Here is a 26150-nt window from a genome sequence, read left to right on the forward strand (position 1 = left end):
CCGGGGGCATGGCCTCAGCTTCCTCGCGAGCAAAGAACGCTCGTCTCTAGGGAACTTCAGCTCGCGCTGGTCCCCAGGAGTGTCGCATTTTTCCGCAGCTTAGAATGGATTTCTGAAAAAATCGACAGAAAGCCAATGAATTTAGTTCTATAAGTTCTGATCAATCAATAATCAGAACACTAAATTAGCGTTGGCAGAATGCGGAGACTCCTGTGGGACAGTGAGAGCTGAAGATCCACTTTGCAAAATGGTTTTCTTTGCAAAGTTAGCTGAAGCCGAGCACACGGAAAGCGCAGTATTCTGCTGAAGCGTATCACAGCACTCACCATAAATCAAAATGGAAGAAAGTAAATCCACATGACAATTATTTCGCTGTTTACGTATTGTGCGTTGGTATTTGAATAAATTCGGTGGTTTTAAAGTTTTTGATCCTTGTAAGAGAGGCTGGGACATAACTAAATAGAAAGAACGAGAATCCGAACAATCTGAACTTAGCGTAGGCAAAATACGCAGACTACTGTGGGAACAGCACGAGCTGAAGCCGTGCCCACGGAAAGCGAAGTATTTTGCCGAAGCAGTAAATTTGCTCAGGCATTAATGTTCGGATTTTTCCTGTTTAATTACTCTTTTGTCCCAACCTCTTTTTATTATCATACTATAACTGAATTAATATGAATAAACGGATTTAACATTTCATTCGGACTTGTTAATCTAAAAGTAGCACCATTATAATCTAATTTCATTTCTTTACTGAAAAATGTCGCCTCTTGGTTATGAACAACTACATCATATTGATCACATTCCACCTCTATGTGATTCGCTTCTCGCCTATTAATTAGTGAAAAAGTAGGCATACCATTAACACCACACCCACAGCCTTCTGTATCATATGTTAAAGCTAAGATAGTTACTTCCTTATTTGTTAATGACTCTATTTTATCTAGCGCATTTTCTGTAATCTTCAATTGCATAGTATCCCTCCATTATTTTTTCTTAAAGGCCGGCTTCAGTATTATTTCCATGATTCGAGGAAATGTTTGATACATCTTACTACCTATATGCATCCAAAACGGTATATTTATCTCCCTTTTATTGGTGAAAAGTGATTTAGTTATGTGTTTGGCTACATCATTTGCATCAAGCATATACTTTGCAACACTCTTTCGATAATCACCTTTTGGATCAGCGGTATCGAAAAAAGCAGTTTCAACCGGACCAATATTTACCGACGTAACTGATACCTTCCCTTCCAGTTCCATTCGCAAAGCATTAGAAAAACTGATAACACTAGCTTTTGTAGCGCTATATACAGCAGATTTAGGTGTAGCAATTTTGCCGGCTTGAGAACCGATATTAATAATATGTGCAGCAGGTTGATTCATAAGTGCAGGTAGTATATAGTAAGTCGTAAAAAACAATGCATCGAGATTGAGTCGTATCATTTTTTCTATGCTTTCCCAATCTATTAGATCAAACGTCTCGAAATAGCCAACACCAGCGTTGTTAATAAGCACATCTATTTTTCCACATTCCCTGAGAATATGATCTATTCCCTTCTTCCACTCGTCTCGATCAGTAATATCTACCGGATAAATGATCGGTTTGATTGCATGCATTTTTTCTATGTTCCTTGAAATCTGGATTAAATTACTTTCTGTCCTGGCAACTAAAATAGGAATTGTTTTTTGTTCTGCTAAGGCAAACGCCAATGCTTCACCAATACCGCTTGAAGCGCCAGTTATCAGTACATGCTTATCTTTTAAATTATTCATTCTATCAACTCCACTTCTATCATATCATATTCCATAACATGGGTAGAACAGATTCAGATTTGGATGGAATGTAAAGTTTTTGTTAGAAATATCGAATTTATTAGTTAGATAATTGACTTTTCCTGATAAATTAAAGACAATCATGGAGAAGTTAAACTTTTACTTAGAGGTGAAACGATGTCTACCATTATTTATGCACATCGCGGCGCAAGCAAGCTTGCACCCGAAAATACAATGCCAGCTTTTGAACTTGCTTATAAACACGGAGCAGATGGTATTGAAACAGATGTACAATTAACAAAAGACAATATCCCAATTCTAATTCATGATGAACAACTAAACAGGACAACAAATGGGAATGGTTTTGTGAAAGATATTACCTATGACGAACTGAAACAACTAGATGCAGGAAGTTGGAAATCTTACCATTATAAAGATACAAAAATACCAACCTTAGATGACTTACTTGCATGGAACCAGGATAAACAAATAAAATTGAATATAGAACTTAAAAATAATATTATTTCCTATCAAGGATTAGAAGATATTGTCTGTCAGAAATTAGGTGAATACAATATGGCAGAACAAACCGTTATCTCAAGTTTTAATCACGATAGTATTACAAGAATTAATGATAAAAAAATCAACATCGACTATGCATTACTAACAGGCAGACGAAATAAAGCATTGATCCCATACAGTAAAAAAATAAAAGCAAAAGGTATCCATATCAGTTATCGCCTTCTATCGAACAGGTTAGTTGCGCTAGCCAATGATAACAAATTATATGTCGCAGTATATACAGTAAATTCATCTATTGCTATTAATAAAGCGATCCATTTAGGTTGTCATGCACTTTTTACTGATATACCTAAATTAGCGATCGACATCAAAAAAAGAAGGTTTGCAGAAAGGAATTAATCGATGCACGTACACTTTTTAGGAACAGGAGCAGGATTACCTAGTAAAGGTCGTAATGTTACATCCATCGTACTAGATTTGCTACAAGAGCGTAATGCTCTTTGGATGTTTGATTGTGGCGAGGCGACTCAACACCAAATCTTACATACATCTATCAAGCCAAGAAAGATAGAAAAAATATTCATCACCCATTTACATGGAGATCATATTTTTGGGTTACCTGGCTTATTAAGCAGCCGGTCTTTTCAAGGCGGAGAAGAGCCTGTAACCATTTATGGTCCTATAGGAATTAAACAGTTTATCGAAACTGCACTAACTGTTAGTCAATCAAAACTATCCTATCCAATTATTATAGAGGAACTGAAAGAAGGCATCATTTTTGAGGATGATCAGTTTTCCGTCTCTGTCAAACATCTAGATCATGCAATTGACAGCTTTGGTTTCCGCATTGATGAAAAAGACAGTCCAGGCCCTCTATTGGTAGAAAAACTAAAAGAAGTAGGTATTAAACCTGGTCCAATCTATAGCCAATTCAAAACGGAAGAAACAGTAGAGCTACCCAATGGTAAAACAGTTCGATCCAAAGACTATATCGGAGAACCAAAGAAGGGAAAAAGTATTGCCGTCCTAGGTGATACTCGGACTAAAGAAGAATATGTAACTTTTATTCAAAATGTGGACCTATTGATTCATGAAGCTACTTTTAACAAGGACCAGGAACAACTAGCATATGATTACTTTCACTCTACAACAACACAAGCTGCAAAACTCGCACAAAAAGCAAATGTAAAGAAATTAATTCTTACACATATTTCTTCGAGGTTCCAACTGAATGAAGTAGATCAATTATTATTAGAGGCAATGCAATATTTTGAAGAAACAGCTATCGCACACGATTTTTATTCAACTTCCATAAAGTGATACTACCCTCAGTGGGGGTTTTTGCTCCCCACTGAGGGTTAGCGAAACTTATCAAGGTGTTAGGCTCACCTGCCCCCCCCACTCAGCTTCTTCGATTTACTTGAACCTTAAAGTGAGGGTATTACGGATTAGCACCTTTATTAAATAAATTCTGAGGGTCTCAGGAGGATCCTAATTTGACTCATCAAAATAATGAAACAGATCTAGCTGATAGGTAATATCGTTCTTTTTCACCGCATTTTGAACAGTAATCCCTAATAGACGTACCGGCTCAGAATTCCAATGCTCTTCTAATAATTGTTCGCTGTAAAATAATATATTAGAGGCCTTTTGAATATACTGGTTTAACTTCATCCTTCTCGTGATCGTCTTTCTATCACTGTATCGAATGGTTAGTTGGACGGTTTCACCTACTGCTGCTTTTCGATGCAATCGTTTTTCAACACTTTCCGAGAGATTTCGTAATTGTGCTAGAAGTTGATCATAATCTGATACGTCAGCCGGAAATGTCTGTGAACTTCCAATACTTTTAAAACTGCTCGCTCTTTCTGGATCTACCGGACGCGGATCTTCACCCAACGCCCTAGTTTTTAATCTCTCGCCATTTACTCCTAATAGCCCTTTCAATAATACTGTATCTGTTTCCACCAAATCTTCAATCGTTTCAATCTGATATTTTTTTAATTTTTCAGCTGTTTTGTTCCCAATTCCATACATTTCTTCTATTGGTAATGGCCATAGCTTTACGGAGACATCTCTTTTTCTTAAAATCGTAATACCGTTTGGTTTTTTCATATCTGAAGCCATTTTTGCTAGAAATTTATTAGGTGCAATCCCTATACTACAAGGCAAGTGTAAATCATTTGAAACATGTTGTTGAATAGCATTGGCAATATCGAGTGGATTACCCAGGTCATAGCTATCTGTAATATCAAGAAACGCTTCATCAATCGAGACAGGCTCTACATACGGTGTATAATCTTCCAATATACGAAAAATTTGATTGGAAACCTCTCGATAACGGTCAAAATTTGGCCTTTTTACAAGCAATTCAGGACAATGCTTTTTTGCTTCCCAAAGTGACATCGTAGTTTTCACACCTTTATTGCGTGCTTCGTAACTACTTGTAACAACAATTCCTTTACGTTCATCAGGATTACCAGCTATAGCAAGTGGCTTCCCTATTAACTGCGGGTTATCTGCAATTTCTACCGATGCATAAAAACTATTCATGTCAACATGCAATATAACACGCCCATTTTTTGGATACCATGATTTCATATCATCACACTCATTTAGCTGATTCTTTAACTATTTCAAATAATAAAGCTGGTACTTCGGTTAAAGCGGAAATATTAATTCGTTCATTTTTAGTATGAATATTTTCGTAACCAACCGCTAAATTAACTGTTGGTATACCCTTTCCAGATAGATGATTTGCATCACTACCACCACCACTAACTTTTAACGATGGCGTTTTATTCAATGCTTTAACAGCATTTTTTGCCACTTGTACAACTTGATCGTTCTCAGAAAACTTATAATTGGGATACATGGGTTTAACCTCAATATCTACTGCTCCCCCCATTTGCGAAGCAGTTTGTTCAAGTGCCTCACACATTGATTCCACTTGTCGATCTAATTTTTCTTTTGATAAAGACCTTGCTTCTGCTACTAATAATACTTGTTCGCAGACTACATTTGTCGGTCCCTTACCTTCAAAACTACCAACGTTTGCAGTTGTTTCTTCATCAATTCGTCCTAAAGACATTTTAGTAATTGCTTTGGCAGTCATACTTATCGCAGAAATTCCTTTTTCGGGATTTACTCCAGCATGTGCAGCTTTTCCTTTAATGGTGGCATATAGTTTTGCTTGAGCAGGAGCTGCTGTTATGATTGTTCCAACTTCTCCGTCGCTATCAAGTGCATAACCATACGATACCGGTAATTGGGATACTTTAAATTGTTGTGAACCAACAAGACCAGATTCTTCCCCACTCATGATTACAAAATAAATATCTCCACGTGGTATCGGATCTTCCTTTAGAATCTGAATAAGCTCTAATATAGCTGATATCCCAGCCTTATCATCAGCACCTAAGATAGTTGTTCCATCAGAATAAATTACACCATCACGTATATCTGGTTGAATACCTGCACCTGGTACAACCGTATCCATATGTGCGGTAAAATAGATAGCGGGAATATTTTTATCTGTCCCTTTCAAATAGGCAATGATATTTCCTGCTTCATGACCTGTTATCTGATTTGTTTGATCTTCTTTTACATCTAATTGCAATTGTTGCAAGATGTCGATTAAATAATTAGCTATTTTTCTTTCTTTCGTTGTTTCTGAATCAATTTTCACTAAATCAATAAATTGGTTTATAACTCGTTGTTGATTAATCAATGTTTATACCCCTTTTTCTTGATATTTACTTGTCCTAACTTTTAATTAGTTGTAAAATATATTTTAGTATTGCTCATAAAGGAGGATTTAAAATGGCATCTAAGCGCGAAAAACGAATTAAAGTTGTTATATATATTATGATCGTTGCTATGATATTATCTACATTTACGGCAGGGTTAGCAATGTTTGCAAACTAACTTGATTGGTAAATACTAATTGTTTTATTTTTAAATTGATCTGATTAAAAATTAATTATTAACAAGTTTAAACCCGTTTCATGAATGATTGAAACGGGTTTATACCTTCTCAGACTTCCTTATGAAAACTCAATTTTTACACTTCTTCACAGTATTGATCAAATAGGTCTTGAAGTTTATTAACTACTTCTACCGGGCTGTGCCCTTCTATTTCGTGTCTTTCCACCATTTTCAAGATTTGCCCATCTTTTAGTAAAGCAAATGATGGAGAGGATGGCTCATATCCTTCAAAATATTGACGTGCTAATTCAGTTGCTTCTCGGTCCTGTCCTGCAAAAACTGTGACAAGTTGGTCAGGTCTTTTATCATAATGAATTGCACTAGCTGCTGCTGGTCTTGCAACACCACCTGCACAGCCACATGTAGAGTTTACCATAACTAACGTGGTACCACTTTTAGATAATGATTCTTTCACATCCTCAGGCTTTCTTAGTTCTTCAAAACCTGCTTGCGTAATTTCATTTCTAGCTGATTCCACTATATCTCCCATAAATAAATTAAAGTCCATATGATTCGATCCTCTCTATATTAATGTATTTTATTAAATAGTAACAATTGAAATCAACATTTTCAATTAAGAGAGCTTTTATTTTTAATAAGAGGCAATGTTATCTTAAATTTTGTTCCTGAAATATCGCTGGAAACAACTGTAATTTCTCCATGATGATTTTTGATAATCCTAGAGACAACATTTAAACCTAAACCAGTTCCGTTAGATTTAGATGTTGAGAAAGGCTCAAACAACACATCTTTAATAGAAGTTGGAATACCTGAACCCGTATCACTAAAATAAATAACGTATTTGTCATTTTCGATTTTATTTTCTATCTTAATTGTCCCACTATCACCGATTGCATCTTTACTATTCCGTAATAAGTTTAAAAATACTTGCTTTAATTGCTTTTGATCAGCAAGAATGTATTCATCGGTAATTTCTGTGACAACATTAATATTTTTAGCTTCCAAGGAATTATACATAAGTGGTAACAAGTCATCCAACAAATTTTGCAATAATATCATATCTTTTTCTGGCTTTTTATGGTTCGACATTAACAACATCTGTTCCACAATTGAATACAGACGGTCGATTTCTTTCATCATTAAATGAAGATTATATTTTACCATTTCCTCTTTTGACATGGATTCTTTCATTAGCGATAAGAATCCATGAATAACCGTTAAAGGATTTCTTATTTCGTGAGCCGAACTTGCCGCCATTTCCCCAACTAAAGCAAGTTTTTCTGACTGAATGATACGATTTTCGAGCTTAGTAGATTCTGTAATATCGACAAAGAAAAGGATCTTCCCTGTTGTCATTTGATGATGATCTTTTAATTTACTCTGAGAGACTAGTAAGACATATTCTTTATTATGAATTGTAATATGGAGCTTTTTATTTTGAAAAGACTCGCTTGAGACAAGCATTTTCAATATAGGATATTTATTTTGCTTTTCTATAATATCACTATCAGTAATGATTCCATTGCTTAATTCAAATAAATTACGAACATAGGAATTTGCCAAGTATTCTTTGGCTTTATTATCATACGTAATGATGCCAACAGGTAATGAATTTAAAATTTGTTCATGTTTCATTTTATCTGAAATGATTTGCTGGAAGGACTGCTGTAAGCTGATCGACATTTGATTAATTGATTTAGCTAAACTTTGCAATTCCAACTGAGTACTACTATAAACGGTTTCCCCATAATTACCATTTGCGATTTTGTTCACCTTCGTAACCATCGATTCGATTGGTTTTGTAATACTCTTACTCATTTTAAATGAAAAATATAGGGAAATTAAAATTCCAACTATTGTGATGATAAGTAAAAAATATAATGATTTTTCAATGATTTCAGGATATGTATTCGTATTTTGTTGTAAAGAAGCGTACTCTTCATTCCTCTGTGCAATTATGGTTTTTTTAAGTGATTCTAGTTCAGGTAGATATTCTGATTCAATCACATTTCTAGCTGCCTCTACTTCATCATATTCAAGTAAGCCAAACACTTTATTGGTTACAGTGAAATCCAATAACATTAATTGTTTGTGTATACTCTCAATACTTTCTGGTATTGGAATATCATCTATTAATTCCAGACTATTGATACTAATGTCATTCTCTTCAAATTCTTGTTGAAAATCATGTTCAAAGTCTGTGTTGGAGTGACTCAGAACCATTCGTTTTTTTATTTCCAATTCCTTTTCCCACTGATTGAACCATACAAGTTCAGGTATATTCTCATCCTTGATGGTGTTCGTTACATCACTCACATCTTCAATTGATTGAATTAACAAAAGAGAAAAACCACTAAAAATAACCATAAATATAAGGAGAATGGATAATAACTTATTGCGTAATGAAAATTTTTGAAAAAAGGAAATCATCCGGCATTTCTCCTATCTTATCCTATAATTAGCGCGGTATTTCATGATCTGTTACTTCTTCGATTGTTTGAATTTCATCTTCCGAAAACATAGAACCAAATGGTGCTATACCATAAACCCCATCATCAACATCCAAGTATTTCTTTTCAAACTTAATTCCTTCTTCACTTAGAAAATCTCTCAAAATAGCAGAATAGGCCATTGGCACATTATTTAAAACACTAGTAAGCACTTTATCTTCAGCCATATAAGATTGATCTTCCAAGTACCCTATAATATAGATACCATGTTCTTTGGCATAATTAATAACTTCTTGATTGTAGCTGTTTCCTTTCGTATAGATGACATCTACACCCTCTTCGATCAAATTAGCAGCAAATAATTTGGCGTCAGATTTATTTGTTCTTTCCGGTACTACTTTATAGATCAATTCTATTTTATCATCAATTAATTCAATACCTTGAGGAAATCCCCAATCCTTATGTTTATTATCAACAGCATCTATTAGACCAATTTTTTTCGACTTAGTTTTTAATCCAGCAGCCATACCTGCAATAACTTCTACTTCATTTTGATTGAAAGTATACACAGCTAGGTTATTCGCGATATTATCACCATGAATGGTCACAAACTGAACATCCTTATATTGATTGATGATTCGATAAAATGGCTCTGAAAATTCTCTACCATGTCCGATAATCAATTCATAGTCTTGGTCAACATATTCTTCTACAAGTGAAGACGTATCCTTTTCTGCATCCACTTCTCCAAGAACTTCGGCAGTTACATTATACTCTTCTTCAATGAGAATTTTGCCTTTATAAGCCAAGCTTCCCCAGCTTTGATCATTTAATCGATCAGTCGTTAAGATTAATACTTTAGTAGAAGATGTTTCAGAAGCATTCATATTATCCATTATCTGATTAGATTTGAACACTAAAAAAATAACAAAGATCGATACCACAATCAAAGTAATTCCTATTATGTATTTCACCTGTCTTTTTGCCTCCATACGTCTTCACCCTTCGTTCATAGTAACAATTCTATTATACATAAAAAGACAAGTTTTGAACACACATTTACAATTTTCATTTATTTTCGACATTATTTTTGATAAAAAATAGGCATATCGACAAAGTAGACGAGCATATAGTTAAACGATACAGGATTTAAAAGCATTGAAGGAGGAGAATAATGCATTGAGTATGTCATTGTTTGCAGGAATCGATTGGATAAGTTTATTACAGATAATCTTAATTGATATAGTACTATCAGGGGATAATGCTTTAGTTATTGCGATGGCAACTAAAAATCTCCATAAAAAAAATCAAAATAAAGCTATTTTGATTGGTGTTGCTGGAGCTATTATCCTTAGAATTATTTTTGCAACCGGTATTATTTATCTGCTCAAATTTCCACTTATTTACCTTATAGGCGGTATTCTATTGATTTGGATCGGTTACAAGATTTTAATAAAAGAAGAGGAAGCACAAGAAATTACGTCGCATCATTCTCTATACAAAGCAGTAATGACCATTATTATTGCGGATGTCATTATGAGTTTAGACAATGTTGTAGCAATTGCAGGTGCTTCCAAAGGTAGTGTCACATTACTGACAGTGGGTGTTATGGTTAGTATTCCATTAATGATATTTGGAGCCAAGTTTATTGTTCACCTTTTAAAACGTTATCCCTACCTCATTTATATTGGATCAGCTATATTAGTTTACACAGGTGTCGATATGATGGTTCATGAGCCTATTGTTTATCATTTATTAAAATTGGAATCCGGATTGATTACTATTTTGTTAAGTGTAATTGTTACAATTGGTGTAATCGTTTCAGGTTATATTACCAATAAACAAGCAGAACAAAACCCTTAAAAATTCACCGTTCTTTTCTTAATTGTAGATTTTTTATGAACAATCGGAACATTCCATTTCCATTTCACCGCCAACATGCGAATGGTTAATGTAACAGTTAAACAAATATATAAACTGATCGTTGGTGATAGTAATTCATACGTGCTGATTAACGCAATGGAACCTGCAATGGAAGCAATGCCGTATATTTCTTTACGAAATACGAATGGAATTTCACGAACAAATACATCCCGTAAGACACCACCACCAATTCCTGTTACTAATCCCATTGCTACAATAAGAAATGGTTGTGAATAGTCCAGGCTTATTGCAGCATTAGCACCAACAGCTGTAAAAACTCCTAATCCGATCGCATCCGAGAACGTGATCCCATGTTCAAATTTATTGATTTTATCATAAAATAAAATAGTTGCTAAGCTGGCTAGTAAACTAACTAAAAAATATTGTGGATACACTAGGTTAGTTGGTGGTATATTACCGATCATCAGGTCCCTTATAACACCACCAGCTAATGATGTTGTCATCCCTAATAAAATAACACCAAATATATCTAAATTATTTTTAATGGCAATTAGTGATCCAGAAATAGCAAACGCTATGGTTCCTATATAAACAAATGCTTCTATTAAAAACATGCCTATCCCCCACTTTTCGTAGATGAAAATATATGTTTTCTTTTATGCCAAATATCTTCTAACTTATCAAATAACCATTGTAACACTAAACCTTGTATAATAACACCGAATATCGATGTTATTGTTAATAATAAAATACTAGGAAAATGGTTAATACTTTCCAAGCTATTCGCAAATATAAATAAATGTTGGAAAACGACGATAAAAGCATCTTGCCAAAATTCTAATTTATTTCCCATTTTCCAGATTACAATAGTTTCTATAAGTAATAATGCCGGTACTGATAGTAATAGTATTATTTTTTTCGTATAGGTTAATTGTTTTATATACGGTGTAATATAATATTTCGTAATTGTTTTTATTCGAAACAGATAGAACAATCGGACGATTCTTGCTACTTGGAAAAATTGATCAAATGGTATAACAGCAAGTAATAAAAATGGATTTTTCTTAATGAATTGCCATTTCTTTTCTGCCAGTATTATTCGAATGATATAATCTATTAAGAAAACGAGCCAAACAATAAGGTTAATTGTAGAATTTACCATATGATCGACCCACAGAGTCAATATCGTGACCATAACTAACAAAATCATGGCCATGTCATATATAAATCTTGCTTTTTGCTGCATCGTTATCACCATTATTCATAACAAATAAAGGGAAACCTCTTCAATATTTTACAGGTTTCCCATGATTATTTAGTATACTGTTTTTAGGCTTAAAATGAAACTGTTTTTAACAATTTTCAATAAATTGGTGTAGTCTCGCTAGATATATTCTCTAATATCGCCTTAACGTGTGACATAAATGCTCCACAGATAACACCGTCTAATACACGATGATCTAATGATAAACAAAGGTTTACCATATCACGAGCTGCGAACATATCATCGATAATAACCGGTCGCTTCACAATGGATTCCACTTGTAAAATTGCTGACTGCGGATAATTGATTACACCCATCGATTCCACAGAACCAAAGGACCCGGTATTGTTCACGGTGAACGTCCCATCTTCCATATCTTCTTTCGTTAATGTTCCTGTTCTTGCTTTATTGGAGAGCTGGGCAATTTCTTTGGCAATACCTTTAATACTCTTTTCATCAACGTTTTTGATTACTGGTACATATAATTCATGTCCATGTGCCACAGCAATTGATAAGTTAATGTCATTACGTTGAATAATTTTATCCCCTGCCCAACAGCTATTTAATTCAGGGAATTTTTTCAGTGCTTTCGCTACAGCATTTAAGAAAAAGGCAAAGTAAGATAGATTGTATCCTTCATTTTGCTTAAATTTATCTTTCTCTGCATTCCGATATGCAACAAGATTTGTGACATCAACCTCAATCATCATCCAGGCATGGGGTATTTCTGTTTTTGACCGAACCATATTTTGAGCAATGGTTTTTCTTAAACCTGTGACTGGTATTTCACGATCACCAGGTTTTGCTTCTACAGGTTTACGACGAATAATAGGTGGAGTAAATTCCTCCATTTCTTCCCTTTCTTCTGAACTCTCTTGAACAGACGATGGTTCCGTTTTCTCTACAGTAGATGTTTGTCCAGTAGCAATGATTTTTTCAATATCTTTTCTTGTTATCCGGCCACCTTTACCTGACCCAGTTATCGTACTTAAATCTATTTGATGCTCCCCGGCTAACCGCATTACTACTGGAGAATAGCGGGTTTTCATATTTTGCTCAACAGATTGTTTATCTTTTGAATCCGGTGCCGGAGCTGAGGATGGTTGTTCAGTCTCTTCACCTTCCACCTCTATATAGCACATCAATTGACCAACTTCAATTGTTTCTCCCTCTTCAGCTATTAATTCTTTAATAACACCAGAATATGACGAAGGGACTTCCGCATTCACTTTATCTGTCATTACTTCTGCAATAGCATCATATTTCTCGACATAATCCCCTGCCTGAACAAGCCAGTTACTAACCGTTCCTTCTGTTACACTCTCGCCAAGCTGGGGCATATTAACACGTTGGACTGTCAAAATTCTCACTCCTTCTTAAAATTCCGCTAAATCGCGAATCGCTTGTTCAATTTTATCGGCGCTAATTAAAAATTCTTTTTCTAATGGCGGTGCAAAAGATGTGGCTGGTGCATTTGGGCCAGCTAATCGTTTTATTGGTGCGTCTAAATCAAACAGACAATTTTCACTAATAATAGCAGAAACTTCTCCGATAATGCTACCTTCTTTATTGTCCTCCGTAACTAAAAGAACTTTTCCTGTTTTAGATGCTGCTTCTATAATAGACTCTTGATCGAGAGGATAGACGGTTCTTAAATCTAATATTTCTGTACTAATGCCTTCTAGTTCTAATTTTTCGGCTGCTTGTTTAGCATAATGGACACAGAGACCATACGAAATAACTGTTACATCAGTACCTTCGCGTTTAATATCTGCTTTTCCAATTGGGAGAGTGTAGTCTGTTTCAGGCACTTCTTCTTTTAATAAACGATAAGCACGTTTATGTTCAAAGAATAACACAGGGTCATCGTCTCGAATGGCTGCTTTTAATAATCCTTTAGCATCATAAGGACTTGAAGGCATCACAATTTTTAATCCTGGTTGATTCGCGAAAATAGCCTCAACTGATTGGGAGTGATATAATCCCCCATGGACTCCGGCACCATATGGAGCTCGGATGGTTATAGGGCAATCCCAATCATTATTTGACCGATACCGAATACGGGCAGCTTCAGACATAATTTGATTAACCGCAGGCAAAATGAAATCAGCAAATTGCATTTCTGCAACAGGTCGCATGCCATACATTGCTGCACCAATTCCGACACCTGCAATAGCAGATTCGGCAAGAGGTGTATCAATCACTCGTTCTTCACCAAATTGATCATAGAGACCTGCTGTTGCTAGGAATACACCGCCTTTTTTCCCCACATCTTCACCAAGTACAAACACTTTTTCATTTTGTTCCATTTCTTCTTTTAAAGCTTGGTTAACTGCCTGGATATACGTCAATACAGCCATTAGTGATCCTCCTTTTGACCATAAACATGATTGCTGAGTGTGGAAACATCTGCATACGGTGCATTCTCAGCATATTCTGTCGCATCATTGATTTCTTGTTTGATTGTCGTTTCTAGTTCCTCATTTAAGGCGTCAGTTAAATAACCTTTATCCATAAGAAACTGTTTGAAACGTACTATACCATCTTTTGATTTTTCACTCGATACTTCGTCTTTTGTTCGGTATGTCGAATCGTCATCATCACTTGAGTGAGGAGTTAAACGATAGGACACTGCTTCAATTAATGTTGGTCCTTCCCCATTTAAAGCTCGTTCATGTGCTTCTTTTACTGCTTTATATACCTCGAATGCTTCATTTCCATCGACTTTAATACCTTTCATACCATAGCCAATTGCTCGATCTGCAATATTCTCGCAAGCTACTTGTTTACTTAAAGGTACACTAATGGCATATTTGTTATTTTCCACCATGAAAATAACAGGTAATTTATGAACACCAGCGAAATTCAATCCTTCATGAAAATCGCCTTGATTCGAAGAACCTTCTCCCAATGTTACAAAAGAAACGGCAGATTTTTTTTCCATTTTTGTAGCTAAAGCAAAACCTACAGCATGTGGTACTTGAGTCGTTACCGGGGAAGATCCTGTTACAATACGATTTTTCTTCTGACCAAAGTGACTTGGCATTTGTCGACCACCAGAGTTTGGATCTTCACCTTTAGCATAAGCTTGTAAGAAAATTTCTCTTGTTGTCATACCGAAATGGAGGACAACACCTAGATCACGGTAGTATGGTAATACGTAATCCTTCTCTTTATTCAATGCAAAAGATGCCGCTATCTGCAATACTTCTTGACCTTGGCAGGATACAACAAAAGGAATACTACCTGACCGATTTAATAACCACATTCTTTCATCGATTCTTCTTGCTAATAACATTTCGCGATACATTGCTAGTAAAGTTTCTTTGTCAGTTTCTAAAGCGTACGTTTGATTAACCATGTATTTTCCTCCCCTCGACTGCCAGTGCAGCCTCTCCTATAATTTCACTTAAAGATGGATGCGGATAAATTACTTCAGATAATTCTAAAGCTGAGCTGTCAAAATATTTTGCGGTACTTGCTTGTCCAATCAATTCTGTTACATGAGCACCAATCATGTGAATGCCTAATATATCATTCGTTTGCTTATCTATAATTATTTTTGTAAAACCCTCAGTTTGGCCATTCACATGTGCTTTTCCTATCGCTTGAAGAGATACTTTCTCCAGACGATAGTCATAACCTTTTTGTTTCACTTCTTCCTCTGTAAAGCCAATCATTGCAATCTCCGGATTTCCATAGATACACGATGGAATTTCCTGTTGACTTAATTGACTGCTACCTAATCCTGCAATGTGTTCAACTGCCTTCTTTCCTTCGTAAGTCGCAACATGTGCAAGTTGTTGGCCGCCATTCACATCACCAATCGCATAAATGTGACTTTCCTTTGTTTGAAAATGCTCATTCACCTGAATGAATCCTTTCTGATCAAATTGGATATCTGTATTTTCTATTCCGATTTTGTTAGTATTTGCATGTCTTCCTACTGCAATCAGTAATTTTTCGGCTGAGATATTATGTATTTCATGCTGTTTTTGATATGTTACTTGTATTTCAGACCCTTTTTCAACAGAAGCAGAATCTATTTTGGCTTGTTCAAGGATAGTAATTCCTTTCTTTGTTAGTATTCGTTTTAATTGTTTGACGATATCATGATCAAATGGTGAAAGTATTTGGTCTTGTGCTTCCAAGATTGTTACTTCTACACCTACATCATGTAAGAAAGAGGCCCATTCCATCCCAATTACTCCACCACCTACAATAATGATCGACTTTGGCAATTCGGTCATTTCTACTAAGTCATCTGATGTAACAATATGCGTATGGTCTATTTCCATATTTGGAAGATTACTTGGTGATGAGCCAGTTGCAATGATCACATTTTTAGAAACTAAAATATCATTTTCCTTTTCCTCTTCATATTCTACAGAGATCGACCCAGCGATTGGGGAAAAAATAGATGGACCTAATATACGACCAAAACCCTCATAAACATCTATTTTATTAGTACGTACTAAATGTTCTACACCTTGATGTAATGAGTTGATCACTGCTTTCTTCCGCGCCATTGCTTGTTCGATATTAAATGTTGGAGATGGCGCCTCCACGCCAAAATCAGCAGCATTTTTTACTTGTTGATAAACAGCGGCACTTTTCAATAATGCCTTGGTGGGAATACAACCTTTGTGTAAACAGGTCCCGCCAAGCTTTTGTTTCTCTACAATAGCTGTTGTTAAACCTAATTGGGCTGCTCGAATTGCTGTAACATATCCGCCTGTACCCCCACCAAGAATTACGAGATCATAATTTAATGCCATGTATGCCATTCCTTCCTCTAATTGTATTGCTTTACTTTTTCTATTCCCTTTAAAACTCTTAACGTACCCTGTGCCAGAGCTAACATCACATTTTCTCCAGGGAATATATGGGTATCAGCTATCCAACTTACTTGCTCTATAATTTTTTGGTTAAGATAATCATATTTAGCCAGATCACCTGTTAGAGCAATTGCATTGACGTTACCTGATACCACTGTACTCATCTTGCCAATTTCTTTTGCTACCTGATAGGCTAAAATATCAAAAACATCTTTTACTTTTTCTGGCTGTGATTTCCATAATATATGTAAATCTGCGGTTCTTTCAATATCTAAATATGCTTTTATACCACTTCGATTGATTAGTTGGTATTGTAACTCTTCTTTTGACATTCCTGAGTCGAAGCTTAGTTGTATCAGATCTTTATTAGGAATAGAACCTGCTCGCTCAAATGAAAATGGACCATCTCCATCAAAACCATTATTAACATCAATTACCTGACCGTATTGATGTACACCAACCGTTATGCCTCCGCCCATATGCGCAATCACTAAGCAAAGATCTTGATAGTTAGCGTGCAATTGATTAGCCAGTGACCTTCCTACAGATTTCTGGTTTAGTGCATGAAAAACACTTTTTCGTTTAATGGAAGGTATTCCTGTTTTTTTAGCAATATCCAACATCTCATCCACCACAACAGGATCAACAATATAAGAATTGATATTCCATTCAGCGGCAATATCATAAGCTAATAAGGCACCAAGGTTAGAAACGTGAGTACCATTAATACTATTATTTAAATCTTCTACCATTTGCTCATTTACCAGATAGGTACCTCCTTCAATAGGACGTAATAGCCCACCACTACCACAAACTGCATGGATCGTAGAAATATCGATACCAATTGATTGAATCCTCTGGATAATAGTTTGCTTTCGTTGTTTTCGTTGCACCATTATATTCTTATCCGAATTTAAATCGTTTAAAACGACCAGCTGTTCATATAAACACTCGCCATTTTCGTATAGTGCAACTCTGGTACTTTCCACCAAAGGATTAATAACTAAAATTCGATAAATATTTATTGTCATGGAGCACCTCGCTCAATCTTATATTTATCCATCTTATAATATAAATTTCGAACAGAAACACCTAACGATTTTGCCGTTTTTGTTTTATTAAAAGCATTCTGTTGTAGAGCTAGCATGATATGATTTTTTTCAAATTGATCAATTGCAGTTTGTAATGTCAGATTTGAATTGGCTGTGTGTTCATGATTATTTTCTTTTAAATCAACATTTTTCAACTGATTTTTGGAAATATCATTGGTAAATATATCAGATTGCAACACCAAGTTTTCTAGTGTATTTTCTAATTGAGCAATATTACCAGGCCAATCACATTGTTGCCAATATTCAATAACTTTACTGTCTACTTTAGATATAGTTGTGTGATACTGCCGATTGAGTTTGGCTAATAAAGTATCTACTAACAAATACATATCATCTTTCCTATCTTTTAAAGCTGGTAATGTGATTTGATATCGTTGAATCAAGTCATAAAAAGAATGATCCCAGTACTCCGAAGTTAATGCTAATGAAGTTCCAAAAATCACCCGTATACCCTGACTATTATTAACAAATTCAAGTAATTTCATTTGTTTATCATTTGGTAACTTTTCATTAATATAAAAATAAACCGTCCCGTTTCTTCCAGATCGTAGTAAATATTCTAACTTAGTGTCTAAATCATTTAAAGCAGCTAACGTTGAAAAATTACATCTTAGGAACGGATACGAATACTTTTCACTCAAGGAATGAATCACCCTTGCCAACATATATTTTCCGGTTCCTTTTTCCCCTCGAATCAATATAGGTGTTTCCATCCTTGCATATAGCTTGGCTTGCTCACGTGCAATATTGATTGCTGGTGATTCTCCAATGATATCGTCTATTTGATAGGTTTTCTCTAATTTCCTAATAATTTTTTTGGCAAACTCAAGTTCTTGCTCACTCTCATTTAGCCTACCTGTATTTAAAAACTGCATACAACCGATTAGCTTCCCATTTATCTGGATTGGCTTACTAATTATCTCCATGTGATTGGACATGATGTTATCATCCTGAAATATTTCCTTGATTACTCGTCTGGTTTCCATTGCTGTTTTGGCTAATTTATGTACCCATTTGTCAGCATAGGGACTCACGTTTAGTATTTCATCCCACCAATGTTCACTGATTAACCATTCACTATGATCCACAAGCACAACTCGAAATCTAGCATGGCTATTTAACAATTCCTGTAAAATTCCTTGAAATAAATCAATATCAGTTAAATGACTCACACGCTCATGGAAAGTAGTTAATGGTTCGATCAGAATTATAATTCCTAATAGCTCTCCTTGCTCACTTAAATAAGGACTATAGCGAGTGATAACTTGTTTTCCATTTCTGCTAATCGTATCGTGTGTTTCTATATGATGATGCAGTTGCTTTACGTCTGTTGTTGAGGCATTCTCAAAAAGAGCATCAATAGAAGTATTCAGTATTTCACCATCAAAATCAAACATCTCGTGAGCAACTTGGTTCATATAATTAATTTTATCGTTCTTATTTATTAATATTAAGCCAATTGGTAAGTTATGAAATAAATGATCAGATCTATCCAATATATTTGCAGTTATTTTCATCACACCTTGCATAATTTTTCATACTTCTATCATAAAACTTCTTGCAAAAGTTTGCAAGATATTGATATTTTCTTTTATTGTCGTTTTTTGCTATAATTTAAGTATTTCCAACGTAGTAGGAGGAAGTAATTTGAGAATTATTGCGTTATTACTATTAGTCTTACCTGCTGTATTAGCGACTTATGGGATTAAACTAATGAGGGATGCATTTTTCGGTGAGTTAACTGATATATTTATGCATATTATTATCCAATTTATTGTGGGTCTAGGTCTATTCGCTGGAGGTTTATATTTTATCGGGGGATTTATTCTACACAGAGATCGTAAACGACATTTAATAAAAGGTGGAAAAAATAACAGGTATTCCTAAGGGAGGGATACCTGTTATTTTAGTTCAAGTTTATTCAAAGAATGTATTATATAATGCTTTGACTGATTCATTTACTTTATCTGCCTTAATACCAAACATCATAGAGACCTCTGAAGAACCTTGATTCATCATCTCAATATTGACATTTGCTTTTGTAAAGGCATGTGTTGCTTTATCAGCTAAACCTACCGTACTATCCATACCTTCTCCAACAACCATAATTAAAGCTAAATTTCGGTCTACACTTACGGTATCAGGGTCAAGCTCGTCTTTAATTCGAGCAATCACACGTTCTTCTTTCTCTTTTGTAAGACCTGATCCACGGATAATAACCGAAATATCATCTATACCTGAAGGTGTATGTTCAAAGGAGATGTCTTCATCCTCTAAGATCGTTAATAATTTCCGACCAAAACCTAACTCTCTGTTCATTAAATATTTACTTACATAAATGCTAATAAACCCAGTATCACTAGCAATACCTACAACAGGGTTCGGTTGAGGCTCTTTTTTCGATACGATAATCGTACCTATCCCGTGAGGGTTGTTCGTATTTTTAATACAAACTGGGATATCTGCTTTAAAGGCTGGAATAAGAGCCTCATCATGGAAAACAGAGAAGCCTGCATAAGAAAGTTCTCGCATTTCTTTGTAAGTTAAGGAAGTAATTTCTTTTGGATTATCGACAATCATTGGATTGACACAGTAGACAGAATCAACATCCGTAAAGTTTTCGTAGAGATCTGCTTTTACACCTGCTGCTACAATAGAGCCTGTAATATCAGAGCCGCCACGAGAGAATGTGATTAATTTACCATCTTTTGTATAACCAAAGAAACCTGGGATAACTACTATCTCATCACGTTCTCTTAATTTATATAGTTGATCATAGCTTTCGTCTAAAATTTGTGCACTACCTGGATTGTCACTTACCAATATTCCTGCTTCTTGCGGATTTAAATAAGTTGCCTTTAGTCCTAATGATTGTAGATAAGCACTCAAGACTTTTGCCAATGAATCTTCTCCTGTTGCTTTTAATGCATCCATCTTTAAGGCATCACTCTCTTCAGATGCAAGAATACCTTCTACTCCATCTTTTATTTCTTGGATAATTTTATCTGATATTTTTAGTTCCGTCGTAATTTCCTGAAAGCGATCTAATATTGTCTGTAACTTACTTTTGTAATCTTGTTTATTAAAGTAAGTTTCTCCTAATTCAATAAGCAGATCTGTTACTTTGACGTCATCAGAAAATCTTTTTCCCGGAGCAGATACAACTATTACTTTTCGTTCTTGATCATCTTGAATAATATTTGCTACTTTCTGTAATTGTTCAGCATTAGCTACTGAACTTCCACCAAATTTAGCTACTTTCATGTTTTAACCTCTCCAATATTTATTTTTATGCCAATAAAAATATTATCATACTTTTATCAGAATTGTTAAACAAAAGTAGTACCTAAATGCAAAAATATTGGAGAATTCAATCGCTTATGTGAATGAGATGAATGACATCTTAAAATTCTGGATTAAATCAAAGCATATAAACTGAGACAAGTATTATCCTTCACTGTATTATTTTGTCATAAACATTTGTGTCCAATAATTACCTGATCTTACATAGCCTACTCCTATATGCGTATAGCTGTCATTTAAAATATTTGCTCTGTGGCCACTGGAATTCATCCAAGCTTGTACAACTTGATATGGCGTTTCCTGCCCTTTTGCTATATTTTCTGCTGCTGAACGATAGTTAATCCCAAAATCTCTCATCATATTAAATGGAGATCCATACGTTGGACTTTGATGACTGAAATAATTATTTTGTTGCATATCCTGTGATTTATAACGAGCAACACGAGACAATTGCCAATCTGGTTTTAATGCTGCTAAGCCATTCTTTTCTCGTTCTTGGTTAGTATATTGGATAACTTGATGCTCAATCGATTTTATTTCATCCTTAGTAGGGATTGTTACCCTCTGCTTCGGATAGATTAGATCCGGGTTCTCTATTTGTTCATTAACTTCAATAATTTCAGATAATCCAATTTTATATTGTAAAGAAATCTTCCAAAGACTTTCCCCTTGTTGAACGATATGTGTTGCTGCGAATACAGATTGAAGGGGAAAGAGAAGCAAAAACAATGTTAAGATTATCATCACTAGACGTTTCATATAAAACAACTCCTTAACTATTTGGTCTATTTTTTTACATTCTTAAGGAATTATTCACTCAAATAATTGGAAATACAAAATTGAAAGTGATAAAGTATCTATAGGTTGTAAAGGTTGGAGGGTTGGACTTGAATTGGAGATTCTGGGAGAGTATTACTTATGAAGATTATGTGAATATCGCCATAAGTATAGGCATTATATTCTTTACATTTATATTAAGAAAACTCTTTATTAAATATATCTTCTATTTATTTTTAAAGATAGCTAAAAAAGGAAAAAGCGACTTCTTAAATTATGTTTTAACGTCATTTGAAAAACCCATGCGTTTGTTAATTATTATTATAGGTGTGTATATTGCTATCGGTTATTTTCCATATTTAGATCAAGAAAATGAATTGTTCGGCCAGATAATTAGTGTAAGTTTCATTCTTGTCATAACATGGGGATTGTACAATTTATCCTCTAGTTCTTCACTGCTTTTTATGAAAATAAATGATAGCTTGAATTTTGAAATTGATCAAATTTTAATACCTTTTTTATCGAAAGCCGTACGCGTAATCCTAATTGCCATTAGTTTTAGTATTATTGCGCAGGAATTTGATTATGAGGTGAGTGGCTTTGTTGCTGGACTGGGTCTTGGTGGTTTAGCTTTTGCACTAGCCGCCCAGGAAGTGATTAAGAATTTATTTGGTGGAGTTGTGATTATTACGGAAAAGCCTTTCTCTATTGGTGATTGGATTCAGTCACCTAGTATTGAGGGTACAGTTGAAGATATTAGTTTTCGCAGTACGATCATTCGTACATTTGCTGATTCCCTTATTACTATTCCAAACGCCACATTATCAAATGAACCAATCACGAATTGGAGTCAAATGGGAAAGAGAAGAATATTCTTTAATTTAGGTGTGGAATATGGCACAACAAAAGACAAGCTAGAAAAAGTGATCGAACAAATTAGATCCTATCTAGAAAATAATGAAGATATTCATCCAGAAACCATATTTGTACGTTTTTCCGAGTATAATGACAGTAGCTTGGATATTATGCTTTATTTCTTTACAAACACAATTGATTGGGAAGAATATCTAAAAATAAAAGAAGATGTAAATTTTAAAATTATGGAAATATTAGAAGAGGAAAATGTTTCTGTCGCTTTCCCTTCCCGTTCGCTTTATTTAGATCAGGAAAGCCACGAATTCATGAAAAACTTCCATAAAAACAAAGATCCAGATTCTAACTAGATGAAAACTGGAACTAATGGAAATTCAGACTTACTCTCTTCCATCCTGATGAAAGGTGAGTGCTGTAATACCGCTCCGGCAGAATACTTCGCTTTCCGTGGGCACGGCTTCAGCTAACTTGGTAAAGAAAATCACTTTACCAAGTGGATCTTCAACTCGTGCTGTTCCCACAGGAGTCTCCGCATTCTGCCTACACTAGTAGTGATTCTTTGATTATTGGAAGAATAAAACTCATGGAATTATATTCTATGTTTCCACTTACCTGACCAGAAAACTACTCTAAGCTTCAGAAAAAATGCGATACTCCTGTGGGAAAGGAACAGTCTGAAGAACCCACAGTGAGCGTTCTTTGCTCGTGAGGAGGCTAAAGCGTAGAAAGTGTTTTTCCACAGCGTCGGACTAGCACTCATCTCAAATAGAATGGGAGTAAGAAGCATAAAAGTTAATTCGCAGTTTATGTATTTTGTGATCATTTATTATAATTTAAATAAAGTACCACCCGTTTCAATTTTAGGCAACGGATGGTACTTTTTCTTGTTATTTTATAAATCTTATTTGAATCTTGAGAAGGATTGCCACTTTGGATTTGTGACATGATGCGCTGTGTTCGTTAATTTAGCTTGCGCGATGCTCTAGTCTCAATCGATCTGCAACCATTGCGATAAATTCAGAGTTAGTCGGTTTCGCTTTTGAGACGCTGACTGTGTACCCGAATAAAGAAGATATGGAATCCATATTACCTCTACTCCATGCCACTTCAATCGCATGACGAATAGCTCTTTCTACTCGTGATGCAGTTGTATTGAATTTCGTTGCAATGTCTGGATACAAAACTTTAGTTATCGATCCTAATAATTCAATATCGTTATACACCATTGTAATTGCTTCACGCAAATACATATAACCTTTAATGTGAGCTGGCACACCAATTTCATGTATGATGTGTGTAATATTTGCCTCCAAATCGAACTTTTTGTTTTGACTGCTATTAGAAGATCTCTGATCATTATGTACCGCAGCTTGAATCCCGTGAACTTGCCTTATTTGCTCTGCAAGATGTTCTAAATCAAATGGTTTTAAGATGAAGTAGGACGCACCTAAACCAACCGCTTTTTTAGTTACTTCTTCCTGACCGAATGCAGTAAGCATAATTACATTAATATGCTTTGTGTTTTCATTTCGTTTTAATTTAGAAAGTACTGCTAATCCATCTATATGAGGCATGATAATATCTAACACCACAACATCCGGTTTCAATTCTTCCAAATTATCCAGACATTCCTTACCATTATATGCCTTACCTACTACCTCAATATCGCCCTGATCTAGTAAGTATTCATCCATTAAATCCACAAGCTCTTGATTGTCATCAACTAACATAACCTTTGTCTTTTCCACAAAAAGTCCTCCTTCAATTCTAATGCTCACAATTTTGATCCCACCTAATAAATTCGACAAAAGGAAGAAAAATCCTTCTTATCTTTTCTAAAAAATTTATTTTTCTTTTAAATAATGGAAATGTCGAAAAATCTTTATTTTAGCATAGCAAAATTATTCCAATACATCAATCTTTTTTTAAAAAAGAAAAGCCCGGTTTCTCATTTGATGAAACGGGCTTTGATAATGAATGAATTGATATAAATCCTCTAAGAAAGTGAGGATTGTATCCTAATCGACGTATTTTTCTATTTTTATGACCATATCTTCTTTTGGATTAACTTGCTTTTTTATTCTCTTGCTTGTAAATATTTATCCCTGCTTCATTCAACATCCATTCGATGTGTACACCATACCCGCTAGTTGGATCATTAACAAAAACATGAGTAACCGCGCCAATAATTTTATCATTTTGGATAATTGGGCTACCGCTCATTCCTTGTACTATTCCTCCAGTTGCATCTAATAATCGCTTATCTGTTATTTCTAATATTAACCCTTTGGTTGCAGGAGCTGATTGTTCAACACTGTTAACAATCTCTACATCAAATGCTTCCACTTTTTCCCCATCTATAACGGTTAATATTTGAGCTGGTCCTTCTTCTACTTCATTTGGTAAAGCTATTGGCATCGGTTCTGACCACTTTCCTTTTTCAGGTAGCTCTTTTAATGTACCAAAAATACCGAAAGGTGAATTTTTGGTTATATTACCTAATTGAACATCATTGAATTTAAAATCTGCTCGCTTTTCACCTGGAACTCCATTTTCACCTTTTTTAATATCAGTTATTTCGGAACGGACAATGGATCCATCATTGATTTCTACCGGCTTTCTTGTGTCCATGTCTGAAATAATATGTCCTAACGCACCATATTTTTCTGTATTTGGATCATAAAAAGTCATGGTCCCGATACCCGCAGCTGAATCACGAATGTATAATCCGATACGGTAATCCTCTTCTTTGATATCATATTGAGGTGTTAGATCCGTTTCAATGGTCTGCTTTCCACGTTTAATTTCTACATCTAATGGTTTATTATTCTCACCGGCTTCCTTGACTATCGGTGCTACTTCTTCCATGTCTGAAATGGATTTATCATTGATCGATACGATACTATCTCCGACTTGAATATTTGCCTCTTCACCTGGAGATTTTGTCCCATCATCAGTTGTTACTAAATGGTGTCCAACTACTAATACTCCTTGGGTTTGCAGATTAATTCCTATCGACTGACCACCAGGAATAATACGGAAATCATCATATACTTCGACATTGACTTTTTTTACTGGCACTTGTCCTAAAGTATATGTGACTTCATCACTTCCACTGTCTTCAATTGAATAATTCATTAAATCTGTAGCATAATGAACAGATTCTCCATTCATTGCGGATACCGTGACATTATCACCTAATGTTGGTAATGGAACCGATTCTGACTGAGAAAAGGTTTTAATCTGGTTTGGGATGGAAAGGTATATTTGAAATGGTGAATACCATGGGAGTACAAATAATATGACAAGGAGTATTAATCCTATACTTTTTCTTATATAATCATTTTTCACAACATCGCCCTCCTTGTAGTACAGACTATTTTTGATCTGTATCATTAATTTGACCT

General features: G+C 34.9%; 25 protein-coding genes and 1 pseudogene. 6 read left to right on the forward strand and 20 right to left on the reverse strand.

The genetic code is table 11. The annotated features are described in order from the left end of the window. Positions 1-650: 650 nt before the first annotated feature. Positions 651-971 carry an iron-sulfur cluster biosynthesis family protein gene (locus tag GI584_RS12780; RefSeq protein WP_153791459.1) on the reverse strand — a complete coding sequence of 107 codons (321 nt, stop codon included), beginning with the start codon at positions 969-971 and terminating at the stop codon, positions 651-653. Between the two features lie 12 nt (positions 972-983). Beyond that, positions 984-1772, reverse strand: a complete 789-nt coding sequence (locus GI584_RS12785; RefSeq protein ID WP_153791460.1) for an SDR family NAD(P)-dependent oxidoreductase — start codon at positions 1770-1772, stop codon at positions 984-986. Between the two features lie 177 nt (positions 1773-1949). Here GI584_RS12785 and GI584_RS12790 point away from each other — a divergent pair, with 177 nt between their 5' ends. After that, positions 1950-2693 carry a glycerophosphodiester phosphodiesterase gene (locus GI584_RS12790; protein ID WP_153791461.1) on the forward strand — a complete coding sequence of 248 codons (744 nt, stop codon included), beginning with the start codon at positions 1950-1952 and terminating at the stop codon, positions 2691-2693. Positions 2694-2696: 3 nt separating this feature from the next. Further along, the gene (gene rnz / locus GI584_RS12795) at positions 2697-3614 is read left to right on the forward strand and encodes a ribonuclease Z (RefSeq protein WP_100360294.1); all 918 of its coding nucleotides are present in this window, start codon (positions 2697-2699) and stop codon (positions 3612-3614) included. A gap of 189 nt (positions 3615-3803) precedes the next feature. Here the strand turns inward: rnz and GI584_RS12800 are convergent. Together GI584_RS12800 and GI584_RS12805 are read right to left on the reverse strand one after the other, a co-directional pair. Beyond that, positions 3804-4895, reverse strand: a pseudogene (locus tag GI584_RS12800) (DNA polymerase IV); the annotation flags it as partial. Between the two features lie 10 nt (positions 4896-4905). Next, entirely contained in the window at positions 4906-6024 is a 1119-nt protein-coding gene (locus tag GI584_RS12805; RefSeq protein WP_100360292.1) for a M20/M25/M40 family metallo-hydrolase, read from the reverse strand. Between the two features lie 92 nt (positions 6025-6116). Between GI584_RS12805 and prli42 the strand changes: the two genes are divergently transcribed. Then, on the forward strand, positions 6117-6221 hold the full coding sequence (gene prli42, locus GI584_RS12810; RefSeq protein ID WP_153791463.1) for a stressosome-associated protein Prli42: 105 nt from the start codon (positions 6117-6119) through the stop codon (positions 6219-6221). A 136-nt stretch (positions 6222-6357) separates the two neighbouring features. Here prli42 and GI584_RS12815 read toward each other — a convergent pair whose 3' ends face one another. The 3 genes from GI584_RS12815 to GI584_RS12825 all read right to left on the reverse strand — a co-directional run bounded on the left by GI584_RS12815 (position 6358) and on the right by GI584_RS12825 (position 9684). Continuing rightward, positions 6358-6789, reverse strand: coding sequence for a BrxA/BrxB family bacilliredoxin (locus tag GI584_RS12815; protein ID WP_100360291.1), 432 nt, complete (start codon positions 6787-6789; stop codon positions 6358-6360). 62 nt (positions 6790-6851) lie between these two features. Further along, positions 6852-8672, reverse strand: coding sequence for an ATP-binding protein (locus GI584_RS12820; RefSeq protein ID WP_153791464.1), 1821 nt, complete (start codon positions 8670-8672; stop codon positions 6852-6854). 28 nt (positions 8673-8700) lie between these two features. After that, entirely contained in the window at positions 8701-9684 is a 984-nt protein-coding gene (locus tag GI584_RS12825; RefSeq protein ID WP_153791465.1) for a BMP family ABC transporter substrate-binding protein, read from the reverse strand. A gap of 193 nt (positions 9685-9877) precedes the next feature. On the opposite strand from GI584_RS12825, the gene GI584_RS12830 reads away from it, so the two are divergent. Next, positions 9878-10555, forward strand: coding sequence for a TerC family protein (locus tag GI584_RS12830; RefSeq protein ID WP_153792976.1), 678 nt, complete (start codon positions 9878-9880; stop codon positions 10553-10555). On the opposite strand, the gene GI584_RS12835 is transcribed toward GI584_RS12830, so the two are convergent. The 8 genes from GI584_RS12835 to GI584_RS12870 all read right to left on the reverse strand — a co-directional run bounded on the left by GI584_RS12835 (position 10552) and on the right by GI584_RS12870 (position 19319). Further along, positions 10552-11190, reverse strand: a complete 639-nt coding sequence (locus GI584_RS12835; RefSeq protein ID WP_100360288.1) for a trimeric intracellular cation channel family protein — start codon at positions 11188-11190, stop codon at positions 10552-10554. The genes GI584_RS12830 and GI584_RS12835 overlap by 4 nt on opposite strands. Positions 11191-11192: 2 nt before the next feature. Next, on the reverse strand, positions 11193-11822 hold the full coding sequence (locus GI584_RS12840) for a transporter (RefSeq protein WP_153791466.1): 630 nt from the start codon (positions 11820-11822) through the stop codon (positions 11193-11195). A 116-nt stretch (positions 11823-11938) separates the two neighbouring features. Then, entirely contained in the window at positions 11939-13180 is a 1242-nt protein-coding gene (locus GI584_RS12845) for a dihydrolipoamide acetyltransferase family protein (RefSeq protein ID WP_407647418.1), read from the reverse strand. 36 nt (positions 13181-13216) lie between these two features. Beyond that, complete coding sequence (locus GI584_RS12850) at positions 13217-14200, reverse strand: alpha-ketoacid dehydrogenase subunit beta (protein ID WP_100360285.1); 984 nt, start codon at positions 14198-14200, stop codon at positions 13217-13219. Beyond that, positions 14200-15201: a thiamine pyrophosphate-dependent dehydrogenase E1 component subunit alpha gene (locus GI584_RS12855; RefSeq protein WP_153791468.1), complete on the reverse strand. Its 1002-nt coding sequence runs from the start codon at positions 15199-15201 to the stop codon at positions 14200-14202. The genes GI584_RS12850 and GI584_RS12855 overlap by 1 nt, the downstream gene beginning before the upstream one ends. Beyond that, positions 15194-16618, reverse strand: coding sequence for a dihydrolipoyl dehydrogenase (gene lpdA / locus GI584_RS12860; protein ID WP_153791469.1), 1425 nt, complete (start codon positions 16616-16618; stop codon positions 15194-15196). Before lpdA ends, GI584_RS12855 begins: the two co-directional genes overlap by 8 nt. 17 nt (positions 16619-16635) lie before the next feature. Next, a complete protein-coding gene (buk, locus tag GI584_RS12865; protein WP_153791470.1) occupies positions 16636-17709 on the reverse strand; it encodes a butyrate kinase in 1074 nt (357 codons plus the stop codon). After that, positions 17706-19319, reverse strand: coding sequence for an AAA-type ATPase lid domain-containing protein (locus GI584_RS12870; RefSeq protein WP_153791471.1), 1614 nt, complete (start codon positions 19317-19319; stop codon positions 17706-17708). The genes buk and GI584_RS12870 overlap by 4 nt, the downstream gene beginning before the upstream one ends. A 118-nt stretch (positions 19320-19437) precedes the next feature. On the opposite strand from GI584_RS12870, the gene GI584_RS12875 reads away from it, so the two are divergent. Continuing rightward, entirely contained in the window at positions 19438-19677 is a 240-nt protein-coding gene (locus GI584_RS12875; RefSeq protein WP_100360280.1) for a DUF2627 family protein, read from the forward strand. Between the two features lie 30 nt (positions 19678-19707). On the opposite strand, the gene GI584_RS12880 is transcribed toward GI584_RS12875, so the two are convergent. Together GI584_RS12880 and GI584_RS12885 are read right to left on the reverse strand one after the other, a co-directional pair. Beyond that, on the reverse strand, positions 19708-21054 hold the full coding sequence (locus GI584_RS12880; RefSeq protein WP_153791472.1) for an aspartate kinase: 1347 nt from the start codon (positions 21052-21054) through the stop codon (positions 19708-19710). Positions 21055-21252: 198 nt separating this feature from the next. Then, positions 21253-21852, reverse strand: coding sequence for a CAP domain-containing protein (locus tag GI584_RS12885; protein WP_153791473.1), 600 nt, complete (start codon positions 21850-21852; stop codon positions 21253-21255). 128 nt (positions 21853-21980) lie between these two features. On the opposite strand from GI584_RS12885, the gene GI584_RS12890 reads away from it, so the two are divergent. Then, positions 21981-23093, forward strand: coding sequence for a mechanosensitive ion channel family protein (locus tag GI584_RS12890; protein WP_153791474.1), 1113 nt, complete (start codon positions 21981-21983; stop codon positions 23091-23093). A gap of 30 nt (positions 23094-23123) precedes the next feature. Here GI584_RS12890 and GI584_RS12895 read toward each other — a convergent pair whose 3' ends face one another. From GI584_RS12895 to spoIVB, 3 genes are all read right to left on the reverse strand, one after another. Beyond that, entirely contained in the window at positions 23124-23264 is a 141-nt protein-coding gene (locus GI584_RS12895; protein ID WP_153791475.1) for a hypothetical protein, read from the reverse strand. A gap of 444 nt (positions 23265-23708) precedes the next feature. Continuing rightward, positions 23709-24491: a sporulation transcription factor Spo0A gene (gene spo0A / locus GI584_RS12900; protein ID WP_100360276.1), complete on the reverse strand. Its 783-nt coding sequence runs from the start codon at positions 24489-24491 to the stop codon at positions 23709-23711. 316 nt (positions 24492-24807) lie between these two features. Then, positions 24808-26094, reverse strand: a complete 1287-nt coding sequence (gene spoIVB / locus GI584_RS12905) for a SpoIVB peptidase (protein WP_100360275.1) — start codon at positions 26092-26094, stop codon at positions 24808-24810. Positions 26095-26150 lie beyond the last annotated feature (56 nt).

The organism is Gracilibacillus salitolerans, assembly GCF_009650095.1.
Lineage (GTDB): Bacteria > Bacillota > Bacilli > Bacillales > Amphibacillaceae > Gracilibacillus > Gracilibacillus salitolerans.

Excerpts from the sequence above, each read along its gene's own strand:
- GI584_RS12870 (WP_153791471.1), bottom strand. The coding sequence starts at position 19,319 with ATGCAAGGTGTGATGAAAATAACTGCAAATATATTGGATAGATCTGAT.
- GI584_RS12850 (WP_100360285.1), bottom strand. The coding sequence starts at position 14,200 with ATGGCTGTATTGACGTATATCCAGGCAGTTAACCAAGCTTTAAAAGAA.
- GI584_RS12825 (WP_153791465.1), bottom strand. The coding sequence starts at position 9,684 with ATGGAGGCAAAAAGACAGGTGAAATACATAATAGGAATTACTTTGATT.
- GI584_RS12815 (WP_100360291.1), bottom strand. The coding sequence starts at position 6,789 with ATGGACTTTAATTTATTTATGGGAGATATAGTGGAATCAGCTAGAAAT.
- GI584_RS12790 (WP_153791461.1), top strand. The coding sequence starts at position 1,950 with ATGTCTACCATTATTTATGCACATCGCGGCGCAAGCAAGCTTGCACCC.
- GI584_RS12820 (WP_153791464.1), bottom strand. The coding sequence starts at position 8,672 with ATGATTTCCTTTTTTCAAAAATTTTCATTACGCAATAAGTTATTATCC.
- GI584_RS12840 (WP_153791466.1), bottom strand. The coding sequence starts at position 11,822 with ATGCAGCAAAAAGCAAGATTTATATATGACATGGCCATGATTTTGTTA.
- rnz (WP_100360294.1), top strand. The coding sequence starts at position 2,697 with ATGCACGTACACTTTTTAGGAACAGGAGCAGGATTACCTAGTAAAGGT.
- prli42 (WP_153791463.1), top strand. The coding sequence starts at position 6,117 with ATGGCATCTAAGCGCGAAAAACGAATTAAAGTTGTTATATATATTATG.
- GI584_RS12780 (WP_153791459.1), bottom strand. The coding sequence starts at position 971 with ATGCAATTGAAGATTACAGAAAATGCGCTAGATAAAATAGAGTCATTA.
- buk (WP_153791470.1), bottom strand. The coding sequence starts at position 17,709 with ATGACAATAAATATTTATCGAATTTTAGTTATTAATCCTTTGGTGGAA.
- GI584_RS12885 (WP_153791473.1), bottom strand. The coding sequence starts at position 21,852 with ATGAAACGTCTAGTGATGATAATCTTAACATTGTTTTTGCTTCTCTTT.
- GI584_RS12855 (WP_153791468.1), bottom strand. The coding sequence starts at position 15,201 with ATGGTTAATCAAACGTACGCTTTAGAAACTGACAAAGAAACTTTACTA.
- GI584_RS12830 (WP_153792976.1), top strand. The coding sequence starts at position 9,878 with ATGTCATTGTTTGCAGGAATCGATTGGATAAGTTTATTACAGATAATC.
- GI584_RS12880 (WP_153791472.1), bottom strand. The coding sequence starts at position 21,054 with ATGAAAGTAGCTAAATTTGGTGGAAGTTCAGTAGCTAATGCTGAACAA.
- GI584_RS12845 (WP_407647418.1), bottom strand. The coding sequence starts at position 13,180 with ATGCCCCAGCTTGGCGAGAGTGTAACAGAAGGAACGGTTAGTAACTGG.
- lpdA (WP_153791469.1), bottom strand. The coding sequence starts at position 16,618 with ATGGCATTAAATTATGATCTCGTAATTCTTGGTGGGGGTACAGGCGGA.
- GI584_RS12785 (WP_153791460.1), bottom strand. The coding sequence starts at position 1,772 with ATGAATAATTTAAAAGATAAGCATGTACTGATAACTGGCGCTTCAAGC.
- GI584_RS12835 (WP_100360288.1), bottom strand. The coding sequence starts at position 11,190 with ATGTTTTTAATAGAAGCATTTGTTTATATAGGAACCATAGCGTTTGCT.